This window comes from Smaragdicoccus niigatensis DSM 44881 = NBRC 103563 (genome assembly GCF_000380645.1).
GTDB classification, from domain to species: Bacteria; Actinomycetota; Actinomycetes; order Mycobacteriales; family Mycobacteriaceae; genus Smaragdicoccus; species Smaragdicoccus niigatensis.
The window spans coordinates 16,814-36,506 of sequence record NZ_AQXZ01000009.1; the positions used below are offsets into that span (position 1 = coordinate 16,814).

At 63.3% G+C, this 19,693-nt stretch carries 23 protein-coding genes and 1 tRNA gene; 12 read left to right on the plus strand and 12 right to left on the minus strand.

Going from position 1 to position 19,693, the window contains the following annotated elements; translation table 11 throughout:
- Positions 1-52 precede the first annotated feature (52 nt).
- From F600_RS0102140 to F600_RS0102160, 5 genes are all read left to right on the plus strand, one after another.
- Positions 53-1,003: a UTP--glucose-1-phosphate uridylyltransferase gene (locus F600_RS0102140; protein ID WP_051090717.1), complete on the plus strand. Its 951-nt coding sequence runs from the start codon at positions 53-55 to the stop codon at positions 1,001-1,003.
- A 20-nt stretch (positions 1,004-1,023) separates the two neighbouring features.
- Entirely contained in the window at positions 1,024-2,280 is a 1,257-nt protein-coding gene (gene glp, locus F600_RS0102145; RefSeq protein WP_026306076.1) for a molybdotransferase-like divisome protein Glp, read from the plus strand.
- 5 nt (positions 2,281-2,285) lie between these two features.
- Entirely contained in the window at positions 2,286-2,942 is a 657-nt protein-coding gene (locus F600_RS0102150; RefSeq protein ID WP_018158937.1) for a GNAT family N-acetyltransferase, read from the plus strand.
- A gap of 21 nt (positions 2,943-2,963) precedes the next feature.
- Positions 2,964-3,884 carry a divisome protein SepX/GlpR gene (gene sepX, locus F600_RS32600; protein WP_342664555.1) on the plus strand — a complete coding sequence of 307 codons (921 nt, stop codon included), beginning with the start codon at positions 2,964-2,966 and terminating at the stop codon, positions 3,882-3,884.
- Positions 3,885-4,023: 139 nt separating this feature from the next.
- Positions 4,024-4,096, plus strand: a tRNA-Ala gene (locus F600_RS0102160).
- Between the two features lie 76 nt (positions 4,097-4,172).
- On the opposite strand, the gene F600_RS0102165 is transcribed toward F600_RS0102160, so the two are convergent.
- From F600_RS0102165 to F600_RS0102180, 4 genes are read right to left on the minus strand one after another with little or no spacing between them, the layout of a single operon-like run.
- The gene (locus tag F600_RS0102165) at positions 4,173-5,039 is read right to left on the minus strand and encodes a lysophospholipid acyltransferase family protein (protein WP_018158939.1); all 867 of its coding nucleotides are present in this window, start codon (positions 5,037-5,039) and stop codon (positions 4,173-4,175) included.
- 44 nt (positions 5,040-5,083) lie between these two features.
- Positions 5,084-6,919: an alpha/beta fold hydrolase gene (locus tag F600_RS0102170; protein WP_156024368.1), complete on the minus strand. Its 1,836-nt coding sequence runs from the start codon at positions 6,917-6,919 to the stop codon at positions 5,084-5,086.
- A gap of 58 nt (positions 6,920-6,977) precedes the next feature.
- Positions 6,978-7,319: a DoxX family protein gene (locus tag F600_RS0102175; RefSeq protein ID WP_018158941.1), complete on the minus strand. Its 342-nt coding sequence runs from the start codon at positions 7,317-7,319 to the stop codon at positions 6,978-6,980.
- On the minus strand, positions 7,316-8,185 hold the full coding sequence (locus F600_RS0102180) for a fumarylacetoacetate hydrolase family protein (RefSeq protein WP_018158942.1): 870 nt from the start codon (positions 8,183-8,185) through the stop codon (positions 7,316-7,318). The genes F600_RS0102175 and F600_RS0102180 overlap by 4 nt, the downstream gene beginning before the upstream one ends.
- Before the next feature lie 139 nt (positions 8,186-8,324).
- On the opposite strand from F600_RS0102180, the gene F600_RS0102185 reads away from it, so the two are divergent.
- Positions 8,325-8,978, plus strand: coding sequence for a TetR/AcrR family transcriptional regulator (locus F600_RS0102185; protein WP_081628674.1), 654 nt, complete (start codon positions 8,325-8,327; stop codon positions 8,976-8,978).
- A 23-nt stretch (positions 8,979-9,001) separates the two neighbouring features.
- On the opposite strand, the gene F600_RS30975 is transcribed toward F600_RS0102185, so the two are convergent.
- Positions 9,002-9,313 (minus strand): DnaJ domain-containing protein, encoded by a 312-nt coding sequence (locus tag F600_RS30975; RefSeq protein ID WP_081628666.1) that lies wholly within the window; start codon positions 9,311-9,313, stop codon positions 9,002-9,004.
- A gap of 256 nt (positions 9,314-9,569) precedes the next feature.
- Between F600_RS30975 and F600_RS31450 the strand changes: the two genes are divergently transcribed.
- Positions 9,570-9,740 carry a hypothetical protein gene (locus tag F600_RS31450; RefSeq protein ID WP_018158944.1) on the plus strand — a complete coding sequence of 57 codons (171 nt, stop codon included), beginning with the start codon at positions 9,570-9,572 and terminating at the stop codon, positions 9,738-9,740.
- Positions 9,741-9,853: 113 nt separating this feature from the next.
- Here F600_RS31450 and F600_RS0102195 read toward each other — a convergent pair whose 3' ends face one another.
- On the minus strand, positions 9,854-10,282 hold the full coding sequence (locus F600_RS0102195; protein WP_026306078.1) for an Hsp20/alpha crystallin family protein: 429 nt from the start codon (positions 10,280-10,282) through the stop codon (positions 9,854-9,856).
- A 187-nt stretch (positions 10,283-10,469) separates the two neighbouring features.
- Here F600_RS0102195 and F600_RS26475 point away from each other — a divergent pair, with 187 nt between their 5' ends.
- On the plus strand, positions 10,470-10,838 hold the full coding sequence (locus F600_RS26475; RefSeq protein WP_018158946.1) for a MerR family transcriptional regulator: 369 nt from the start codon (positions 10,470-10,472) through the stop codon (positions 10,836-10,838).
- A 44-nt stretch (positions 10,839-10,882) separates the two neighbouring features.
- Complete coding sequence (locus F600_RS0102205; RefSeq protein ID WP_156024370.1) at positions 10,883-11,128, plus strand: hypothetical protein; 246 nt, start codon at positions 10,883-10,885, stop codon at positions 11,126-11,128.
- Positions 11,129-11,367: 239 nt separating this feature from the next.
- Here F600_RS0102205 and F600_RS0102210 read toward each other — a convergent pair whose 3' ends face one another.
- From F600_RS0102210 to F600_RS0102230, 5 genes are all read right to left on the minus strand, one after another.
- Positions 11,368-12,030: a polysaccharide deacetylase family protein gene (locus F600_RS0102210; protein ID WP_018158948.1), complete on the minus strand. Its 663-nt coding sequence runs from the start codon at positions 12,028-12,030 to the stop codon at positions 11,368-11,370.
- 147 nt (positions 12,031-12,177) lie between these two features.
- Positions 12,178-12,951: a hypothetical protein gene (locus F600_RS29995; protein ID WP_018158949.1), complete on the minus strand. Its 774-nt coding sequence runs from the start codon at positions 12,949-12,951 to the stop codon at positions 12,178-12,180.
- Between the two features lie 81 nt (positions 12,952-13,032).
- Entirely contained in the window at positions 13,033-14,493 is a 1,461-nt protein-coding gene (locus F600_RS0102220; RefSeq protein WP_018158950.1) for a glycoside hydrolase family 130 protein, read from the minus strand.
- A complete protein-coding gene (locus F600_RS0102225) occupies positions 14,490-15,500 on the minus strand; it encodes a glycosyltransferase (RefSeq protein WP_245541455.1) in 1,011 nt (336 codons plus the stop codon). The genes F600_RS0102220 and F600_RS0102225 overlap by 4 nt, the downstream gene beginning before the upstream one ends.
- 14 nt (positions 15,501-15,514) lie before the next feature.
- The gene (locus tag F600_RS0102230; RefSeq protein ID WP_018158952.1) at positions 15,515-16,681 is read right to left on the minus strand and encodes a glycosyltransferase; all 1,167 of its coding nucleotides are present in this window, start codon (positions 16,679-16,681) and stop codon (positions 15,515-15,517) included.
- Between the two features lie 302 nt (positions 16,682-16,983).
- Here F600_RS0102230 and F600_RS0102240 point away from each other — a divergent pair, with 302 nt between their 5' ends.
- Both F600_RS0102240 and F600_RS0102245 read left to right on the plus strand, forming a co-directional pair.
- Positions 16,984-18,078 (plus strand): glycosyltransferase family 4 protein, encoded by a 1,095-nt coding sequence (locus F600_RS0102240; protein WP_018158954.1) that lies wholly within the window; start codon positions 16,984-16,986, stop codon positions 18,076-18,078.
- 65 nt (positions 18,079-18,143) lie between these two features.
- Positions 18,144-18,362 (plus strand): hypothetical protein, encoded by a 219-nt coding sequence (locus F600_RS0102245; RefSeq protein WP_018158955.1) that lies wholly within the window; start codon positions 18,144-18,146, stop codon positions 18,360-18,362.
- 23 nt (positions 18,363-18,385) lie between these two features.
- Here F600_RS0102245 and F600_RS31455 read toward each other — a convergent pair whose 3' ends face one another.
- Positions 18,386-19,003 carry a hypothetical protein gene (locus F600_RS31455; protein ID WP_018158956.1) on the minus strand — a complete coding sequence of 206 codons (618 nt, stop codon included), beginning with the start codon at positions 19,001-19,003 and terminating at the stop codon, positions 18,386-18,388.
- 443 nt (positions 19,004-19,446) lie between these two features.
- On the opposite strand from F600_RS31455, the gene F600_RS0102255 reads away from it, so the two are divergent.
- A complete protein-coding gene (locus F600_RS0102255) occupies positions 19,447-19,650 on the plus strand; it encodes a cold-shock protein (protein WP_018158957.1) in 204 nt (67 codons plus the stop codon).
- Positions 19,651-19,693 lie beyond the last annotated feature (43 nt).

Below are 19,693 nucleotides of genomic sequence, written 5' to 3' on the forward strand. Positions count from 1 at the left end.
CTCAGGCGCCGTGCCGGGTCGCGGCTCGGAATACCTATTAGGGTGTCGAGACATGGATGCAAGCGGGAGGCTGAACGTGGGGGAACAGCGCGTCTTCAGGACTGCATGCGTTCCGGCCGCCGGTATGGGCACGCGATTCCTGCCTGCGACGAAGACGGTTCCCAAGGAACTTCTGCCGGTGGTGGACACCCCAGGCATCGAGCTCGTCGCCGGCGAGGCTGCGGCGTCCGGTGCGGAACGGCTCGTCATCATTACCGCGCCAGGCAAGGACGGAGTGGTCGCCCACTTCGTCAAGGACGTCATGCTCGAACGTCACCTTCGCGAGAAGGGCAAGTTCAAGCTTCTCGAGAAGGTTCAGGTCGCTCCAGACCTGCTCGACGTCGAAGCCGTTGTGCAGGAACAACCGCTCGGGCTCGGTCACGCTGTCGCGCAGGTCGAGCAAGTGCTCGACGATGACGAGACGTGTCTCGCCGTGCTCCTGCCGGACGACCTCGTGACTCCGCGCGGGGTTCTCGAGGTCATGGCGCGCGTCCGCAAGAAGCGCGGTGGCTCGGTGCTGTGTGCGATCGAGGTGCCGCGTGAGGAAGTCAGCGCGTATGGCGTTTTCTCCGTGGAAATCGTTCCGGATGCGGTCAATCCGAACGTCATGAAGGTGACCGGCATGGTGGAGAAGCCACCAGCGGACCAGGCGCCCTCAAACTTGGCTGCGGCCGGCCGGTATTTGCTCGACCGTGCGATCTTCGACGCGCTGCGGCGGGTGCAGCCTGGAGCGGGCGGGGAAATCCAGCTGACGGATGCCATCGCGTTGCTCATCAAAGAGGGGCATCCGGTCCACGTGGTTATCCACAGAGGGGCCAGGCACGACCTCGGAAACCCGGGCGGATACATTCGGGCGTGCGTCGATTTCGGACTCGACACCCCGGAATATGGCCCGGGACTTCGCGACTGGCTCAAGCATCGTCTCAGCGATGACTGGGCGCCGCGGCTGGCATCAGACGACTGACGGACAAAAAGGGGGCCTGGATGCGCTCAGTTGAGGAGCAGCAGGCACTTGTGATGGCTGCTGCAGTCGCGCCTCGCCCAGTGCGCGTGGCGATCACCGAAGCTCAGGGATTGTTGTGTGCCGAGGAGATCACGGCCGACAAGGCGATGCCGGCGTTCGATCAGGCTGCGATCGATGGCTATGCCGTCCGCAGTGTCGATGTCTCGAGTGCCTCCGGCGGCCCGCGTCCGGCCGGTTCGCCGAGCGATGTCATCTTGCCGGTGGTGGGTGACATTGCGGCCGGTTCGCGTCAGCCGAAGCGTCTTCAGCCCCGGCAGGCGGTCCGGATCGAGACCGGCGCGCCAATGCCGACGCTGGCCGACGCGGTGCTCCCGCTCGAGTTCAGTGACGACGGACGCACGCGTGTCCGCGTCTACCAGTCCGTGCGCTCCGGAGACTTCGTCAAACGGACCGGCGACGACGTCCGTCGCGGCGATGTGGCGGTGCGTCCGGGCCAGTTGATCGGGGCGGCTCAGGTCGGGCTGCTCGCCGCACTCGGCAAGGACAAGGTGCTCGTGCATCCGCGTCCCCGCCTTTCGATCATTTCCGTCGGCGAAGAACTCGTCGACATCGGACGGACCCCGGGACCGGGCCAGGTCTACGACATCAACTCGTACGCCTTGGCTGCTGCCGCGCGCGACGCCGGAGCCGAGGTCAACCGCGTCGGCATCGTGGGCGGTGATGCGCGTGCGCTGCGCGATGTCGTCGAGGGCCAGCTGATCCGCTCGGAACTCGTCATCATCTCGGGCGCCCTCGGCGGATCGTCGGGAGCAAAGTTGAGCGAGGCCCTCGGCGAGCTCGGCAAGGTGGAGATCGCCCGGGTCGCGATGCAGCCCGGTTCGATCCAGGGCTTCGGAAAGCTCGGTCGCGACGACGTGCCGACCTTCCTCCTTCCGTCGAACCCGGTGAGTGCACTGATCATCTTCGAGGTGATCATCCGGCCGCTCATCCGCGCCGCCCTCGGTCGCCCGCAGCCGGGTCGCCGCATCGTCAAAGCGCGGACCGTGGCGGCGATGGCGTCGGTACCGGATCGCACCGGTTACCAGCGCGCTCAGCTCCTGCGCGACGAGAGCAACGGAGAGTTCATCGTCAAGCCGCTGACCGGAGGTCACAACGGCTCGCCGTACCTGCTCACGACGCTCGCCGAGGCCAACTGCCTGGTTGTCATGGGTCCGGACGTGGTCGAGGTTCCGCAAGGCGACCTGGTCGAGGTCTCCTTCCTGGCCCAGCGCGCCTGACCCGCATGACGACCCAAGTTCAGCGCTACACCGTCCACCCCGGCTGGCCCGCCAAACTCGGGCCGCTGCAGGTGCCCGGTGGGGTCGTGACGTTGCGCCCGATCCGGCTGCGCGATGGGGGAGCCTGGAGCCGCCTCCGGACCGCGGACCGGGATCACCTCCAGCCCTGGGAGCCTGCCGGTGTGGAGACCTGGGAGTATCGGCATCACATCGCCAATTGGCCCGCACTGTGGTCGAGTCTGAAGTCGGAAGCTCGCAAGGGCCACATGATTCCGATGGTCATCGAGGTCGACGGGCAGTTCGCCGGCCAGATCACGGTCGGCAACATCGTGCGCGGTGCGCTGCGGTCGGGGTGGATCGGTTACTGGGTGACGAAGGGGCGCGTCGGACAAGGCGTGGCCACCGCGGCCCTGGCGCTCGGCCTCGATCATTGCTTCGGCGCCGTGGGGCTGCACCGGGTCGAAGCGACCGTCCGTCCAGAGAATCACGCGAGCCAGGCGGTGCTTCGGCACGTCGGATTCCGCGAAGAGGGACTGCTCAAGCGCTACCTCAACGTCGACGGCGAGTGGCGGGACCATCAGCTCGTGGCGATCACCGTCGAAGAGCTGCAGACATCGGTCGTGCAGCGCCTCATCAATGAAGGTCGCGCGAACCACGCCTGACGAACGGCGCGCTTACCGGATGTGGCACCTGGATCCCGTTACCCTTCTGCGATAACAGCGGGTGTTTTCCGCATTGGTTGGTTGAGCAGGAGGCCAGGCACGTTGCCGAACTCATTGTTGTGGGCCGGTCTCGTAGCGTTGTGGCTCTTTGTCCTCTTCCCGATACTGGCGGACAAACACCCACGCATTCGCCGGACCACTGACGCTGCGCTTGCGACGCGCGTCTTGATCCGTGGCGGCTCGAAGCGTCGTCGTAAGGGTGGTCCGGCGACGGGGCACTCGGTCGACCCGGACTGGTCCCCGTCACCGGAGGACTTGGAAGGCTCGCTAATCGGCGAATCGAAGGAGGTTCCGATGAGCAGCGAAGAGGAGCAGGACGACGTCACCGAGATGGATGACGTCCACGAAGTTCAAGCCCACGAAGTTCAGGCCCATGAAGCAGAAGCTCCGGCGCAGAGGCGCACCTCTGAGGAGCGGACGCACTCGGCGGTCGCAACGGCCGAGCGCCGGTACCGTCCGGGCCGCGGCGGATTCGACCCCGAGGCAGACCGGATCGCGCGCGAAGCGAAGTTCGCCTTCCGCCAGCGGATGATTCTCGCGCTTCTCGTCTCGATGGTCGGTCTGATCGGCGTCTCGATCTTCGTCACCGATCAGGCCTGGTGGGGCGTGGGTGCGGTCGTGGGCATGCTCGCGGGCTACCTCGTCTACCTCCGCCGTCAGGTGAGCCTGGAGACCGAGATCCGCCGCCGTCGCTCGGAGCGGTTCGCCCGGGGCCGCCTGGACCCTAACAAGGACGCCGGTGCAGGTCGTGCCGGCGTCCGACGAGCCCCCGTCGTTCTCGAACTCGACGACGAAGACCCCGCTTTCGAGCACCTCGCCACAGTCCGCAGTGCGATGGACCTCATGCAGGAGCGTCCAATGCGACGCGCGGCCGGCGAGTAGTACGACTCAGTCGATCGGGCAGGATTCTCCGCGATAGCCGCGGAGAATCCTGCCCGATTGCGTTGGGTGACGACAGGCCCGCCCTGGATTCGATCACGGGGCGGCGAACCTGCTAGAGTTTCGATGCCCGCAAGGGCATGGGGCTGTAGCACAGTTGGTAGCGCGCTTCGTTCGCATCGAAGAGGTCAGGGGTTCGATTCCCCTCAGCTCCACAAATTGAAAAGGTTTGGGCCAGAACGTTTTTCGTTCTGGCCCGGCTTGTTTCTACAGACAATTCGCCCCGTCACGTTAGCTGAGTCCGAATCGGAACCGGGCGCGCGCGAGCAACTCGCGACTCGGGTCAGCTTCTTGCTTGGCCTGCAGAGATGCGATGTGGTCCTCGACCGCGGTTCGCGTGCGGTCGCGGACATCTCTGAGCGCGGTGTCGTCGTTGTGGAGCCCGGCCCATCGTGTGGTGTCAATGGGTTCGGCAAAAGAGAAGTACAACCGCTCCATCCGGGGCAATGGCGTCGGGCCAAGACCGGTTGCGACGGGTGGGACAAGATCCCAATTGACCCCGACCTTCTGCAACGCGTCCCGGATCGGGGTCAGCGCGTGATGGTCCGCGTCGATCACGATGTCGAAGTTGTCTTCGATTCCGACTGACGCGAAGGGGACGATCGGACAGCCTGCTTCGATTGCCATGCGGGCGAATCCCATTCGCTCTTTCCACAGGAGCCGGTACTGCTCGTCCTTGCGCTTGGCGACTTCGCGTCCGCCGCCGGGAAAGACCATCACGGCCTCGCCGGCGGCGAGCAGCGATCGACAGTTGTCGCGCGTACCGCGTACCGCACCTGCGGCCATCAGCACGTCACGCCAGCCGGGCACCTTGTAGTGGGCGTTCTCGGCGAGTCCGCGAACGAACCGCCCTCGGCTCCGGTAGATCTCGTCGGCCATGAGGGGAACGTCGAGCAACCCGTAAAGCGTGTGGTTTCCCACGAGCAGAACCGGCCCGTCAGTCGGGATGTTCTCGAGGCCTTCGAAGTGGGGCGACGTCGCCAGACGCCACGGCGTCAGAACGGCTCGAACGAGGTTCACCTGTGCTGCGGTGGGTCGGTGGGCGAGTCGAGCGCCATCTGTCAGGTCCGGGCGTTCTTTGTTTGCGGTGGGCTCCACGGTGACTCCTGGTGTTGCTTGGTCGGTCGAGTCTTGAGACACGCTTAGTGAGCCAGCTTTTCGGCTACGCCCACGTACTCACCGAGGTATCCGCCACCGATCCAGCTCCGCGGCTGCGTGTGCTCGAGTTTGACGTCGCTGAGGTCGCGGTTTCGGACGGACTTCACGACCGAAAGTGGGTTCATGCGGTTTGCGTACTCGAGGCCGGCTACTGCGGGCTTGCCGGGATCGTCCTTCTTCGACACCAGGTGGAACCCGACATCGGTGAGGAGTGAGAACAGTTCCTGTGGCCTGGGGAAGCGGCGGAAATCGTGGATCGACATGTGCATTCCGAAGACGTACAGCGGTCCGACGGTGACGAAGGATGCCCAGGTGTACGGGTTGCGGTCGGGGGTGACGTACATGTAGCGCCCGCCCGGTCGCAGTGAGTTATAGGCACTTTCGAGAATCGTGCGGTGTTCGGTGCAGTGGTCGAAGATTCCGTGCATGTAGATGAGGTCGTACCCCTCTGCGTCGAAGACACCTGGGTTCCGTACATCGCCGACGAAGAGTCGAACGCCGGGCACGCCTTCGAGGTTGCGGCGACCGGCTCGGATGGCCTTGAAGTCGACGTCGAAGCCGTCGATCTCCCAGTTGTTCAGCTCGGGCCAGCGCTGGCGCAAACCGACGATGCTGTGTCCGGCTCCGCATCCGACGATCGCCATTCGAGGCTTCTCGGAGGGTGCCTTCTTGGGCAGGTAGTCGTGCAGGAAGTCCCACGCGGCGTAGTCGATCTTGCTGACCAACTCCCCGGTGAACCGCCATTGATCGACTGACTGCGATTGCGAGAAGTACCGCACGCCGCGCTCGATGGTGCCGTTCGAGATCTTCGTCAGGGCCTTGTCGAGAATCGAGTAGTCGTACTGCGGCTCTCCGCCGGCTTGACCGTTCTTGGTTTCCCGGGCGAGGAAGTCGTAAAAGACCTGTTCCTCTTCGTCGATGGGGGCCGTCCAAGAGGACGCTCCGCCCAGGGCGCGTTCCTGAATCCAGGAATTGATGACCTTGCTGTAGACCTCGGTCTCGAAAATCATGAGCTGGTGTCCGCCGCCGGGCAGTACGAACAGGTCCTTGGGTCCGCCGATTCGTTCGAAGCATTCACGGATGTGAGCGGGGTCGAGGATCTCGTCGTTGCCGCCGCAGGTGACCAGAACCGGCGTGGTGTTGGACTTTGCCGGAATTGTCGGCTTGTACGTGAACACCGACTGATAGCTCTTGAGGCCATACGACCAGACATAGAACGGGTCGGCGAGTTTCTTTCCGAGCAGGTCGGGGTCTTCCTGGTACGCGGCGCCGAAGTCGATGACCCGACGCAACGGCACGTGCACTCGGTCGCCAACGGCGTCGATGAGTCGGTTGACGAGGGGCGACTGCATGGCCTTCACAGCGGCGTTCATCGGTACTTCGTCGCTGAGAAGGATGTCCATGCAGACGGCGCCGGCGATGCCGGGCGTTCGCTCCATCGCGTGGAAGGCGATCTCTCCGCCTTGACTCGAGCCGTGCAGCACGACGGGGATGCCGGTTCGCTCGGCTGCCTCGGCGACAAGTCGCGTGTCTTCGAGGAAATCCTCGAAGGTGAATACTCCGCGTGGACCGGGGGTGTGGCCATGTCCGGTGAGGTCGAATGCCCAGATCGCTGCTGGGTAGGTGGAGCGGTAGTGCTCGGCGAATTCGTGGTAGACCTCGCTGTGTCCGGCCGTGCCGTGCACGAGAACAAGCACGTATTCGGCATTGGGATTGTCATAGCGGCGGAGGAAGAGTTCTTTGCCGCCGCTGCCGATGACGGTGTCGAAGGCCATGGGTGGGAGTTCCGGGTGTACGGATGTGGGCTGCTGCTGAGACATGGTCGTTCCTTGGTGGGATGTGGGGACGGAATGGGTGGTGTTTCTCTGGCTTCGGGCGTTACTGCAGAACGCTGATCGCCAGCAGTGCGAGGGCCCCGATGAGCACGACGAGCGCGGGCAGCATCGCGGTGATCGAGTCACGGACTCGAAGGTGTGACCCAATGGCTCCGAACATCAGAAGGCTGGTTCCCGCGGCTGTCGCGATGGTCAGCGGTGGCCAGGCGAGGCCCGCGACGAGTGCGACGCTGGCTGCGAGTTCGACGACTCCGATGAGGCGGCTCTGTCGTGTCGCGAGCCCGAGATGTGTTGCATTCTTTTGTGCGGTCTCGGAATTGAACGTCTTCATCAAGCCCGTGGCGAGGAAGACGGCCGCGAGGATCAGCGAGAGGACGATGGTCATCGAACGGTCTCCTTTCCGATGCAGGGGTTGCGGAGCTCGCCCAGGCCCTCGATGTAGGAGTGCAGGACATTGCCGGGCGCCAGGAAGCGAGCGGGCGTGCGGGAGAAGCCGACACCGGACGGAGTGCCGGTGAAGATGAGGTCGCCGGGGAACAGTTCACAGATTCCCGACAGGTGGCTCACGAGGGTTGCGATGTCGAAGACCATGTCGCTCGTGCGCGCGGACTGAACCGTCTCGTTGTCGATTCGGGTCGAGATCGCGAGGTCGTTTGCATCAAGCTCGTCCGTGGTCGTCAGCCAGGGCCCGATTGGGGTGAAGCCGCGGTGGCTCTTGGCGAGGCTGAACTGAGGCGGGGACCCGGCCATCTGTGATCGACGCTCGGAGATGTCCTGGCCGATGCAGAAGCCGGCGAGGTGATCGAACGCATTCCGTGCCGGAATGTCGCGTCCACAGGTACCCACGACCGCCACGAGTTCGACTTCCCAGTCGCAGGTCTCAGTCGGCAGGGCGATCGGGTCTCCGGGGCCGGCGATCGACGAAGCGAACTTCGTGAAAACCAAAGGCTCGTCCGGGATTGCCAGTCCGGTTTCGGTGCCATGGTCGACGTAGTTGAGGCCGACGGCGAAGATCTGTCGTGGGGAGGTGACCGGCGGACCGAGGCGGGACAGATCGCTCAGGAACTCGCCTTCGCTTCCGTCTGAGGTCGGCTCGGGCCCGTGGTCAGCGAACCACGATTTCACGTCTGCGAGTCGCGCGATGGCCTCATCCGGCTCGCTCGGGAGGTATCCGTCGGATGCCTTGGCGAGGTCGACGACGCCGCCGTCGACGAGCGCGACGGCACGTCCGTCAAGATTCGCGAGTTTCATTCTGTTTCAAGTCCTTTCGGCGGGCTTGGCCACCACCGTGCGTCGGAGCCAGCCGGGCGACGCAGCAACGCATTAAATTGATGACTATCAATTAATCATAAAACTTGATGACCGTCAACATATTGGTAGGATGATTTTCATGCCTGCTGCACGACGAGGACGACCACCTGCCGCCGAATCGCCGGCGTCTCTCCGGGAGATCTTGTCGGCGGCATTTCATGTGTTCGCAAAGAGCGGCTTCGACGGAACGTCAGTAGCTGCCCTCAACCGAGAGTTGGGAGTCAGTCACAATCTGATCCACCAGCGGTTCGGTTCGAAAGAAGGCCTCTGGAATGCGGCCGTCGACTGGGCGTTTGGCGAGATCGAGCAGCACATGCTCTTCGATGACGAGCTGGCAAACCTCGCTCAGGTCGATCTACTTGCTGCTGTCCGCGCGACGATTGTGCGATTCCTCCAGCTGCACTCGAGGCATCCCGACATTTTCAGACTCATCACCGTTGAAGCCGCAGCGGAAAGCCCTCGGCTTGCGTACCTCTACGAGATGCATGTCGACCCGCTCTTCTCCGCGATCACCGCACCGCTGAAGGTGTTCGTTGATCGTGGCGTGCTGACAATGGCGGACATCCGGTCCCTGCATTTCCTTGTGGCGCATGGCGGGACGGCGCCCTTCAGTCTCATTCCGCTCGCACGACACCTCGAGCCCTCTGACCCGGTCGATCCGGCCGTCGTGCTTCGGCATGCGGAGTTCATCGCTGACATGGTGGTTGCCGGTCTGATCTCCCGCGGGGCCTGACCAACTACCGCGAGGTGCTGTCGTTATCGAGAACGTGATGGTGTCCAGTGGACGGGGCCGAATCGTATCGGCGGTGTACCGCTAGAAGATGCCGACGGCTCGTCGCGCCGAGGGGCGGGGTGTTGCTGGTCGTAGCGTGCTCGATTCTGCGAGTCGCTCAGCAGGGCGTAGGCGCAATAGATCTGTAGAAGCGTTGGACCATTTTTCGTCACAGCGTCGCCGGCGACGTCGGGGTGGTGTGTGCGGACGAGAACCCGGTACGCATGTTTGATGTCGGCCGCGGTGGCGTCGCGGTCGACTCCGAGTGTGGCGTAGGGGTCGGGCAAGGTCGCCATGATGATCCGGGAGGGTTGTCAACGCGGTGGTGGAAGGTGAGAACTGATGAAAGAAATGGGGGGCGTGCCGCCCCTTGGTCGGCCCGTCGTGATGTGCCCGACATGGGCGGTGCGCGTGGAATCGGTTCGCGCCAACTATCGACAGGATGGGCCACTCGGGGAGGTCACGCCCCGGTAGAAGAGCGTCATTCGGGACCTTTTCTGGTTGGCTACTGGTATCGGTCCTCCTTTCTCTCGGTCCGGTGCGTGGCGTGTCGTGGCGGTGAGCGGGGGTACGGCTCCATGGATCGGGGCAGCCGGTGCGCTGGCGATCGTGTCTCACCGCCGATGGGCCATGATCGACCGCGGCTCAACGGTGGCCGTCGTGGCCGCAGTCGCGGTGCCGGACCTGGCGGTGGTGGCTGGTCGGGCCATTCGGCGGCGATGAGGGCCTCAAACTCAAGGTGCAGCAGGTCTGGGTCCGAGGCGACGAGGTCGTAGAACTCCTCGGTTTCACTGCGGGAACTGGTCGAGCTCGCCATGGTTACCACCGTCCGCGGGTCAGGCGTTGATGGCCTGTTTCTCGCTGGCGCCGTTGATGCTGATTTTGCGGGGCTTGGCCTGTTCGGCGACCGGGATGCGCATGGTGAGGACGCCATTGTCGTAACTGGCCTCGATGCGGCTGGTGTCGAGGTTCTCACCGAGAACCAACTGACGGCTGAACACGCCGCGGGGGCGTTCGGCGGCGAGCATCTCGGTGCTCTGATCCCGGGGTGGCCGTTCGGCCTTGACGGTGACGACGTTGCGTTCGACGTCGAGATCGATCGAGTCCCTCGACATCCCGGGTAGGTCGAATTCGACGATGAACGTCTCGCCCTCGCGCCAGGCATCGAGCGGCATCGCCGACGGACGGGCCAGAGTGCCGTCGGGGCCGAAAAACTGTTGGGTCAGGCGGTCGAGTTCGCGGAACGGGTCGGTACGCATGAGCATCGTGGCCACCTCCAAGTACTCCTTCTTGTGTATTGGGTTGTCGTTCCGGTGGTGTCGATCGGAAACCCTGTCCACCCTCTTGGATCGACTCTCTAGGCCTCTGATCTATCTCACTGGATGTAGATTTTTTATAGCACCGGCCATATAGTGGTGCAAGAGTCTGACGTCGAAGAAATAGGAGATCCCGATGGCTGCCACCGACCCCGGCCCTGATCAGGGCGTTTACGGGATTTCGGTGGCGGCTGAGCTGGTCGGGATGGGTGTGCAGACCCTGCGCCTGTATGAGACGCGGGGTCTGCTCAATCCGGCGAGAAGTCAGGGTGGGACTCGTCGTTACAGCGCCAGTGATCTGGACCGGTTGCGGCGCATCGCCGAGTTGCTCGCTGACGGACTGAACATCGCTGGTATAGCGATGGTCTTGGATCTTGAGCATCGCAACGCACAACTACTGGAAGAAAGGGAACGGCAGCAATGGCTGTCCACAGCGCGTCTTCGCACACCGGCAACCTCGACACTCTTCCCCGACCCCAGCGCTGGTCGAGGTCCTCTCGCTTAACGTCCCCAGTTCGGGTTATGGCCGGGCGCGAGGGTGTCTCGGACGTGACTCGCCAGTTAGTTGAGGTCGCCGTGCGCCTGCACGACCGGTTCGGCGCCGATGTCACCTTCGCCGAAGTTCTCACCGTGGTCGAAGGGTGTCGCCGCGATCTCGATATGGCGACCATGGCGGGCTTGCCCGAACTAGTCGAGCGTTTGGCCACCCAGCGCCTCCTCGATGCGAGAGTGCGACTGGGACAGCACCATACGCAAGATGAGCGCAGCTGGTCAGGTGTCTGCGAACGCACGTGATCCCAAGAGCTCGCAGAGTTCGGGGACCCAAACGGGGCCGTCCGAGCAGCATGGCGCCCCGCGAAGGTGCGGCAGATGGGTTCGGATGCGCAGCTTCCTTGCACTCGACCCGCTGGCGTTCCAGGCCACCCATGCAGTGGCTGAGTTCTAACCGACCTCGCTTGAGGAGGAATTTGCATTCGGTTTGGACTTATTGATCGACGGGCTTTCCGCTCTGCATGACCGTCACGTTCGGGGTGCTATTCCGGTCCGCGACTGACGGCTTTCGGCGTACTCAGATGATCCAGTGAGCCTCTGGCAACGCCGTTTCTGACGGGCACGCACGACTCGGGGAAGTCTTGCGCGACGTCCGCGCCGAGACTCTCCAGCGCATCGAGAAAGCGAGGCAAATGGGTCATCGCGCCCGTTGGAAGATCGTGGATGACGACAAGGCTCCACGGTCGCGTCGCGATATCGGTCAAGCACGCTTCTACCCAGTCGTCGGGGCGATCCCAGTCATGAGGAATGCAGTTCCACAGGACACACGTGTACGCGTGATTCTGTAGGTAATCGATCGCTGGAGCGCTGAGTAGTCGTCCGTCGAGGATGCCGCCACCGCCGAATGGGCGAAACAGCTTGTCTCGGTGAGCGAGGTCTCCGATGAGTTCTTGGGCCGAGCCGATCTCGCGGTGCGGCAGATCGGGGTCGGCCGAGTCGCCGAATTGAACCGTGTGCGTGAGCGTATGGTTTCCGATCCAATGCCCCTCTTCGGCGGCGCGTTCGGTGTATCGGCGCATTCCGGGCTCGGCGAGTTGGGTACCAACGACGAAGAAGCTCGCCCGAATTTCCCGTTGGGCTAGAACGTCAAGAACGTCACGCGTGGTTTCGGTAGGCCCGTTGTCGAAGCTCAGGGTTACTTTCATAGCGCCGTTCCCCTCAAGTCTCGTTCAGTTCTTCGTCGTCGGCAGTGCGCAACCACCGGAGTTGCCGGGAGGTCCGGAAGGTAGGTGCTTCGAAACACTCTATTTTGTAAATTGATATACATCAACATATGTGGCTAGTTCGAGCCGTCAGCTTGCCCGTCCAGCGTCCGCCGCATGGGGGCGGAGCACGAGCATCAGCATGATCACGTGGAGCAGGTCTGCATACGGGACCAGGAACACCGGAAACAGCACCATCGGGAGTCCGGCGAAAACGGCGGTCGTCGGGGTGGTGTGGATCAGCTGCCAGATGCCCGGAGCGGTCGCCAGGCCTGAGCCGATGGCGTAGGCGTGGTCGAGAAGCCCGATGACGTTGAACGCGATGACTCCTTTGCGCCAAGGTGAACCGGGGCGCAGCACTTCGGGGTAATGGAACCAGACAGCCCACGCGGCGGCCGGTGCGAGCACGGCAGCCAGTACGTCACCCCAGGCGGCTGGATACGCGAAATGGGCGGGAAGCAGATCGCGGGAGTGTAGGACGAGAAACACCAGGCCGAGTACTCGCACCAGGTGGGTCAGTGCCAGCAATGTCAGCCCGGCGCGGGAGGCGAGTGCTTGCCGCAGGGACGGCATGCGGAGCACCGCGATTGGTCCGGCCACGAGCAGAATGATGAACAGCAGCGCGATAAGCGGCTGGGTGACCGAGGGTTTGGGCCGTCCCAGGCCGATGTCGAGCAGGGCAAGAGCGCAGACCGTGCCGCCGCACAGCGCCAGGACCAAACCGACGCCAGTAGCGAGCCGCCACCACCGGTCAACCCGCGCGTACCGGCCGGAGACCGCGACAGTGAGCGCTCCGCCGAACGGGAGTAGTGCCGCGGTCAGCAGCACGGGAACCCACACCGACACCGGTATCCCGGAAGTCATAGGGCGGTCCGCTCCGTAACCCGAAGACACATACTCGGATTGTCTGGCGCTGCCATAGGGCGGGCATCGATTTGCGTGATTTCAATCGCTCGGCGACCCCAGGATCCGGCCCAACAGCCGTTTCACATCAACAAACCCAAATCGCACTGCGGAGTCGCTGCATCCGTAAGGCAGGACCAGTACGTCACCGTGAATCAGCGCGCCGCACGAGTAGACAACGCTGGGCACGTACCCGTTGCGTTCACGGCCTTCGGGAATCAGCAGTGGCTCGGTGAGCCGTCCGATAACCCGAGTCGGATCGGCGAGATCGAGCAGAATCGCCCCCATCGCATAGGTGCGCACCGCGCCGACCCCGTGGGTCAGCACCAGCCACCCCGCTTCGGTTTCGATAGGTGAACCACAGTTCCCGAGTTGAATCACTTCCCATGGCTCGGTCGGACGGTGGACCGTTGTCGCATCGCCCCAGATGCGCAGATCGTCAGATCGAGCGACGCTGACGTTCTCGCGATCCCAACGGGACAACATCCAGTACGAGCCGTCGATCCTTCGCGGAAAGAGGGCCATCCCCTTGTCTTGTGCTGACTGTCCGGCCAGTTGGGAGACTTCAAATGTCGTGAAGTCGTGCGTGCGCACGAGCCGTGGCGAAACGCGCTCGCCGTCGAACGCCGTGTAGGTCGCGTAGTAGGAAATGGTGCCGTCGTCTTCGACAAAGCGGGCGAAACGGGCGTCTTCGATCCCGTGCGATTCGCCCTCGGTCGAGGGGAAGATCGTCCGCGCTGAAAGCGGGATGTCCGTATCGAATTCGAGTCGGTAACCGCCGGCTGCGATCTGGCGGATGCGGTCGATCAGGGCATCCGTGCTCGCGCGTGTCAGCCGGTCACGACCTACCGATGCCAGGGCCGATTCGAGTACGGAAAGATCGAATTCTGCGGGCAGCAAGCTCAAGACATACGACGATGTATCGTCGTCGAGCATCGCGCGAATGAGTTCACGCGACAGGGGAGCAGGACCGAATCGGCCCACCTCCAGGTACGGTGCAGGTTCGTCGACGTCCAGCGAACCGTCCGGTCCGATCACGCCGGTGCGGAATTCGATGCTCGAGGTATGCCCCTCGCCGACCGCGCGGAGACTCATGACGAAGCGAAGTTCGCCGGGCCGGAGATCTGACTGATCTGGGTGCGCAACGATCGACGGGTTGAACAGGGCCGCAGCTTCAACGGCGTACTCCTGCGTGAAACAGGCTCCGATGAGTTGCGCCCGAGGCCCGACGGGCAACGCACCCTTGATGCGATGCCGGACTAGCCCGAAATGGTCGCTGAAGATCGCCGAGATATCCCGATGTCGACCAGAAAACTGGTAGTGAACCGACTTCAAGGTCGTGCGAACGTGCTCATCCGACATCACCATAACTCGGCCGATGATCGCGTCCGCACGGGAGACACCTTGATAGTGAAGCTCTTGACCAGGGAGGAAGAGTCTCGCCAGCACGCGGCGTGGGTTGGGAAACAGGACCACGTCCGAGCGCCGGACGAGATTCGTCACCCCGCGACCAGTCGAATCCGGCGAGCTTGTTGGAACGTCGACAACATGGCGAGTGTCGACTCGGCGCCCTGGTTCTCGTTGCGGCCTTCGCGTTGCAGTCCGTCGCAGCCACCGCCGCTGGCCTGATCCAACAACGCAACGCTGGAGTCATTGGCGCCGAGGAACCACTTCTCACATCGCAGCACCGCTGCGGCCCACCGCGAGTCACCCGTCACGTCGAACGCTCGGGCGCACGCATCAGCAAGTGCCGCGACCTCGATCGGCTGTTGGTCGAACGCCGGGCGTGGTTCGCCGAGCTGCCAGCCGCCGACCGGAGTCGCGGAGATGTGGTCGCCCGATGTCTCGACGTCGAGCAACCACTCGAGCATCGAAATCCCATCGCGAAGCACCTGGTCCTCGCCGAGTGCGGACCCGGCCGCGATCAGCACGTCCGCCAGAGAGGCGTTGGAATATGTCAGCCGTGGTTCGGGCCAGCGCCAAGCGGCATTTTCTGCGGGCGAGCCGATTCGCTCGACGCAGCTGATGAGCAAAGCGCGAGAAGCTGCGTGACGCGGGATCGCCTTGAGAACCTCGGCAGCGCCAAGGCCCGCGAAGGCCATCGCGCGCGTATGTTCTGACCGCAGGCGGACACCGCGTTCGAAATGCTCGAGCGCATGCCACGTGAGATGTGGCGCCCGACTGACAGCGCTTCCCAGCGCCCAGAGTGCGCGTCCCCAGTGGTCATTGAGGCTCGGCACGTCTTCCCAAGCCAGGGTCGCCGACATTCGGTTGCGGAACCGCCCATTCGTCGACTGGGCGCGCGTGACGAACCGGAAGTAGGTCCGGGCAGCCATCGTGAGTTCCGCGGTCGGGTCGGGTTCCCGCACGCAGACGATCAACGCCCGAGCGACGTCGTCGAGGCAGTATCCGTGTTCCGGCCTGAGCTCAGTGAACTCGGCATGTTCGAAGATCCCGTGGACGTCACTCAACCGGTACATGTGTTCGTACGAGATCGCTGTGCTTTTCACCGTCGGCAGTCCGCTCACGCTGTTGCGAGCGTGGAGTCGGCGCGGAGCAGGTCTTCACCGATGGCGCGATACTGCCGTCCGACGGCGGGCCACAGCAGATCCGGCGCGATACGTCGGGCTTCGGCCTCCATATCAACGGCGAGGCCGGGCTCGGTGAAGAGCCTGCGCAGAGCAGCGGCAATGCTGTTCGAGTCCTGCCGTTCCACGATGATTCCAGCACCGGAAGACAGCAGTTCCCGGGCATGGGGGAACCCGGTCGCGATGACGGGCTTGCCGGCTGCGATCGCCTCGATGAGCACTCCGGAGGTCACCTGATCGCGCGCGTCGTACGGAAGGAGCACCACATCGGCCTGTCGGACCATTCGCGAAAGTTCGCTTCGGCCGAGGTAGCGGGCGTCGAAGTGCACGGACTTGGTGACTCCGAGGAGTCGGGCGCGGTTCGCCAGACTCGCGCGGTAGTCCTCACCTTGGCGTTCCAGTACGCGGGGATGAGTTTGACCGACGATGCGGTACTGCGGCGCCGGCCGCAGGTCCGCGATGTGTCCCATCGCATCAATCGCCCATTCGATGCCCTTGCCAGGCCCGAGCAGACCCCACGTGAGAATCAGGGGTGTCCGCGTCAGTGGATCGCCTGCTTCGTATTTCAGCGGACGGCGGTTGTCGTCGGCACCGTGCGGAATCACGCGGATCTTGGCAGCGTCGACCGAGTACAGGTCGACCAGTCGTCGTCGCGCAGTCTGCGTCATCGTGACGACCACGGCACTCATGTGGGCCAGCGCCTGCAGGATTGCGCGCTGATGGGTGGTGGGGTTCGTCAGCACGGTGTGCATGACGACGATCGCCGGAACCGTGAGCGCGTGAACAACTTCCAGAACGTCTCCACCGTCGCGACCGCCGAAGATGCCGTACTCGTGCTGGATGATCGCGACGTCAAAGCGATTGAGCGCGGTCGCTGCGTGGATCCCGGCTCGCGGTGCGCCGCGGACCCAGCGATGCGTGACATTCGGGTCGGCTGGTGCCTCGTGCGGGAAGTCGACGATGGAGACGATTCCGACCGGGCTCGACGAACGGGAGGAGGTCTCCGTGTCGGCGAGCGAGTCCGCGAGGGCGGCGGTGAAGGTAGCCAGCCCGCACTGGGTAGGAGGGTAGGTGCTTAGGATTCCATAGGAAATTGCTGACATCAGGCCAGTCCTTCTTGTCGGACATGCCACAAAATGGGCAGGGCGTAGCCACTCAGCTGGCAATTCGTGTTGCGCGGAGGCGCATGAGAATCCGCACCGGCGTCACCGGACGACTGGATTGATCACGTGAAAGTCGGTCAGAGTGCTGCATTCGATGAAGCAGTCGACTCTGGTCAGCATAGCACCGCGTGCCAAAATCTGACGGACGAGGAAACCTGGTACGGTTGGCTTATCGAGACGGCGCCACATTTCTGCGGCAGCGAAACGTCCAAATTCTTTGTAATTCAGATCCAGGAGATCATGTGAAGATCGCCATTATTGCGTCGGTCGCACACCGTCTGCCGCCGACCAACTACGGGCCGTGGGAGCAGATTGCGTCGACGCTGGCCGAGGGGTTCGTCGCGCGGGGGCATGATGTGACACTGTTCGCAACCTCAGACTCGACGACGTCGGCGAAGCTCTCGGCGACCGTTCCCACAGGTTATGAAGAGTCCGCAGGTGTGGATGCGAAGGTCAGCGAGGCCCTGCACAATGCGGCGGTGTTCGAGCGTGCGAGCGACTTCGATGTCATCGTCAATCACTTCGACTTCATGCCGCTGACCTACAGTCGGCTCGTTGCCACTCCGATGGTGACGACAATTCATGGCTTCTCGTCGGAAAAAATTGTTCCGGTTTACCAGGCGTACAACGATATTGCGCACTATGTCGCGATAAGTGCGGCGAACCGCCACGCCGACCTGACCTACGACGCGACAATTCATCACGGGATTGAAATATCGCAATTCAGTTTCGTCGGCACGTCCGGTGACTATTTGTTGTTCTTCGGCAGAATTCATCCGGAAAAGGGAACACATCAGGCGATCGAGGTCGCCAAACGAGCCGGCCTGCCTCTCGTTATCGCCGGAATTATTCAGGACGAAGAGTATTTCCGTGAGCAGGTGGAACCGCACATCGACGGCGATAACGTGCGTTTTGTTGGTGCCGTCGGTCCGGCCGAACGCAACCGACTGCTCGGTGGGGCGCGCGCCCTGCTGCACCTTGTCGGTTTTGCCGAGCCGTTCGGCTTGTCGGTCGTCGAGTCGCTCGCGACCGGAACTCCCGTCATCGCAACCCCGCTCGGCTCGATGCCGGAGTTGATTCGCAACGGTAAGACCGGCTTCCTCGTCTCCGACATCGATGAAGCGGTGTTGCGCGTGGGCCAGGTCGAGACTCTCGACCGCAAGGCATGCCGGCAAGACGCCGTCGAACGCTTCGGCGCCGACCGGATGATCGACGACTATCTCGCGCTTCTGTCGAAGATCGTGGCAACGCCGCGTAGTACACCGGTGCCCGTTGTCTCGAGCGCTGCGCCCGCTGCGTACGCGTCCTCGACGCTGTTCTCACACGCCGGTCGGTGACCTCGAGGACTTTTAAGGCCTTTGGACCCTACGGTTTGACTGCTGTGGGCCCGTAGAAAAGGCCTATGGTTTGGTACTTCCATCTCGTCGAAGAGTGTGACGACCATTGGGTGTGCCAGCACGGAGTGCGCCCGATCGACAAACATTCGAACTTGGCCGAGGCGCTCCAGCACCTGCACGCCCTCGCGTCGTCCAAGACGCCGTCATCGATCGTTCTGCATCTGCGTAACGGCACCGTCCGAATGCTGAATCGGCACGGAGGGGACGGTCCGACCTCGCTCTGACGGTTTGCGCGAACAGCGCCCGGTCAGTGCCAGTTCCAGTGCCCGCGGTGGTCGTTGTCATGGTGGTCGTCATCGTGGTGATCGTTGTCGTGACGGTCATTGTCGTGACGGTCATTGTCGTGACGGTCATTGTCGTGGTGATCGTCATCGTGACGGTCGCAGTCGCGGTCCCGATCGCATGAGTTGTGGTGGTCGTCCTGGTTGCCGCCGTCGTTGTTCGCTGGAGGCGGGGTGTAGCCGCCACCTCCGTTGTTGCCACCTCCGTTGTTGCCGCCGTCGTTGTTCGCCGGAGGCGGGGTGTAACCGCCGCCGTTGTTGTTGTCGGGGGCCTGCCCTCCGTTGTTGTCGTTCGTCAGCGGGACCGGGTTAGCGGGTGGGGTGTACTCCGACGGTGGCGGTGCGGGCGGCTCCGGCGGGGGCGGGGGCTTCAACTGGCCGACCTGGCTGTTGTCGAGGTGCGCGGTCTGAGCCTGCGGAGCCGTGGAAATGTGGGTGACCGCAGCCGGATGGGGGTGGGTCGGGGATGTCGCGTCGCTGTCGCTCGAGAACAGAACGATTGCTCCCACTCCACCGATCGCCAAGACTGCCGTGGCGGCGGCCGATGCGATGCCGACACTGGAGAGGGTCGTCTTCCGGGACATAGCTAGCTCCTCGGGTCGGGGCGGCGGCCCCAATTGGTACTTCCCTTTGAGAATCTGCCTGTCGAGACGCCGAAAGTAGGCACCCTAGGGGGCGGAGGTTGCCACCCTGGGGCTTGGATCTGTGGACTTGCTGGAATCCTCAAGCGCCGGCGATCGCCGCCAGGGCGCGAGATTTTCGTTCACCGGAAGCCGGAAATATGGGCTGATTCGGCGTGTGACTGTGAGACTCGCCGAACAGCCTATGTGATCTACGCCGCACCCCGGTTCGCAACCGGGGTCTTTCACGACTACACTCAAGAGCGGTTGCTTGCAATCTTCCTTCACGTAGTTCGCGCTGGAGTGTTGTTGCGGCGTCGGACTCGGCCACTGGCCGGGGCGCAAAACCAGGTGATCCCGCACGGTGCGGCCACCTAAACCCCGAAGTAATAGGGAGAGCAATTCACATGGCACAGGGAACCGTCAAGTGGTTCAACGCTGAAAAGGGCTTCGGCTTCATCACCCCGGACGGCGGCAGCCAGGACGTGTTCGTTCACTTCTCGGCAATCGAGACGAATGGTTACCGCACCCTCGCGGAGAACCAGCGCGTCGAGTTCGCCACCACCCAGGGCGCTAAGGGCCTGCAGGCGGAGAACGTTCGTCCGCTCTGATAGAGCTTGAGTTAAACCCGGCCAGCTTCTGCTGGTCGGGTTT